This window comes from Nostocoides australiense Ben110, from assembly GCF_001050535.1.
GTDB lineage: Bacteria > Actinomycetota > Actinomycetes > Actinomycetales > Dermatophilaceae > Nostocoides_A > Nostocoides_A australiense.
Window position 1 is genome coordinate 3,268,379 of record NZ_HG764815.1, and the last position, 2,326, is coordinate 3,270,704.

At 73.3% G+C, this 2,326-nt stretch carries 1 protein-coding gene; it reads left to right on the forward strand.

All coding sequences use genetic code 11. The features are described from left to right. Positions 1 to 152: 152 nt before the first annotated feature. On the forward strand, positions 153 to 2,326 hold a 2,174-nt coding region (locus BN11_RS15845; protein ID WP_048699306.1), incomplete at its 3' end, for a hypothetical protein.

Consider the following 2,326-nt stretch of genomic DNA (forward strand, 5'->3'; position numbering starts at 1 on the left):
GGTCAGCGACTTTCGGGAACTACCCAGTCGGGACCCCTGCGCATCGGTAATTTCACTCAATCTGTCTGCTCAGGTGGCGCAATTGGCCGCTGTGCTCACCGGGTTCAGATCTCACCGACGGCGGACTCCCGAGGTCCAGTAACCTGAGCGGCGTGCTGCCCCCGTGCCTGGGCCGACGTGACCTGCTGGCACACGTCCGCTCCAGCCTGATCGACCGCCGGTGGGTGACCCTCGTCGGCCCATCCGGCATGGGCAAGTCGCTGATCGCGCGGCACGCCGTCGCCGATCGCGAGGTCGCGTGGGTGGATGCGCGCGTCGTGCACGACGTCGACGGGCTCATCGGCGCCTGGCTGCAGGCGCTGAACCCCGATGTCGCCCCGGGTGATGCGCCCTTGCCGGCCCTGATCCGGGCGCTGGACGACACGGGCCGGCTCAGTGTGCTCGACGGCGTCTCCGAGGAGCAGATCCCGGGCCTGTTCGAACTCATCGAGGCGACCCTCGCGGCCACCACCCTGCCCCGGATCCTGAGCACGAGCCACACCCCGTCCGGCTCCCCGCACGGACTTGACCTCCGGGTGGAGCCGCTGCCCACGCCGCTTCCGGGCCAACCCCTCGAGGGCGCCTCCCTGGAGCTTTTCGTCGGCCGGTTGGCCAGCGCCGGCGGAGAACTGGTCGACCTGCGCCGGGACGAGGCTGTGCTGCGCTCCCTGCTCGAGGCGAGCGGCGGCATACCGCTCGTCATCGAACAACTGGCGGCGCAGGCGGCGCAGGTCGGGCTCGCGGCCGTCGCGCCGACAGACTCGCTCTCCGACGCCATCGGGCGCTCCTACGCCATGGTGGACGCGACGAGCCAACGGGCCTTCCGCCGGCTGGGCTGCGTTGCCTTCCCCGTCGGACTCGACGTCTTCGCGGCGCTGGCCGAGCTGCCGCGGGCCCTGGCCATCGCCGCAGCGGCCCAGCTGGAGCGGCACTCCCTCGTCGAGATCACCCCGGACGAACGCGTGCGGATGGCGGCGGCGGCCCGGCGCCACGCGCTGGAGGTGACGCGGCATACCGATGACGCCGCGTGCGTGACGGCCGCGCTGCTCGCGTGGGCCGACGCGGCGCTGCCGGCCAGCGAGGAGGAGGGGTCGGGAAGCGATCCGTGGCTCGCCGACTACGACGCGGTCGATTTCGCCATCGCGCACGGTGCCGGCGATCCGGCCACCCGCGACCTGGCTTACGACATGGCCAACCGGGCCTTCGGCCCGCTGTATACGGCCATGCGTCCGCGGGACGCCCTCACCCTCCTCGAGACCGTGCTCGCCAGCGGCGACGGCCCGCCCGAGGTCGGTGCCCAGGTGGCCCGGCGGGCCGGGATCTGCGCGTCCGAGGTGCTCGGCACCTTCGAGGGGCTGCGCTTCCTCGACCGCGCCGAGCAGCACGCCGACATCGCCCTGGCACCCGATGTCCAACGGGCCCGCATCGCCTCGATCCGGGCCGAGATGTATCTCGACGCCGGCCAACTCGACGCTGCCCGCACCGAGGTGGACCGGATCTTCGCGCTCGGCTGCGAGGACACGTATGCCGAGCGGCAGGCCCGGCGCACGCTGATGGACGTCGAGACGAGCGCGGGCAATCTCGCCACGGCGGAGGCCATCGCGCCCCTCATCATCGACGGCGCCACGGGCGAGGAGGCGTGGCTCGGAATCGCCGCCCGCGTGCTGCTGGCCCAGATCGCCCGCGAGCAGGGCCGGCAGGTCGAGGCGCTGGCCGCCGCTCGCGCGGCACGTCACGATGCGATGGCCCGCGGTGAGGACCGGATCGCCCTGCTGGCCGATGTCCTCGCCCGGCGGATCTCCTGCGAACCGCCCGCCCTGACCCCCGAACCCGAGGCGCTCCCGTGGGCCGTCCGGCTCGGCTACCAGCTGCAGGGTGCCCGAGATGCCGCGTGCGAGGAGCGCTTCGAGCACGCGGCCGGCATCGCAGCCGATGTCGTCGTGCTCGCCGACAGCGCCCGCCTCGAGCGCGACGGGATCGAGGCGCGGATCGTGCTCGCCGACGCCTTGTTGGCCTTGGGCGACACCGGGCAGGCCGCCAGCACGTATGCCGCTGCCGCCCGGCACGCCGCCGCGTGTCCCCTTCCGCTGCGGATCGCCGACGCCTTCGACGGGCTCGCTCTGTGCCTGAGGGAGACCCAGCCCACCCACGCCGCCCGGTGCGTGTGGCTGGGTATGCAGTTGCGCAACGCGCACGGTGCTGCCGCCTTGTCGCGGCCGGGCGTGGACACCAGCCGGCTGCCCGCGCCGCGCGCGGCCAAGGCGTGGTTCGCCGACGGGCGCATCTC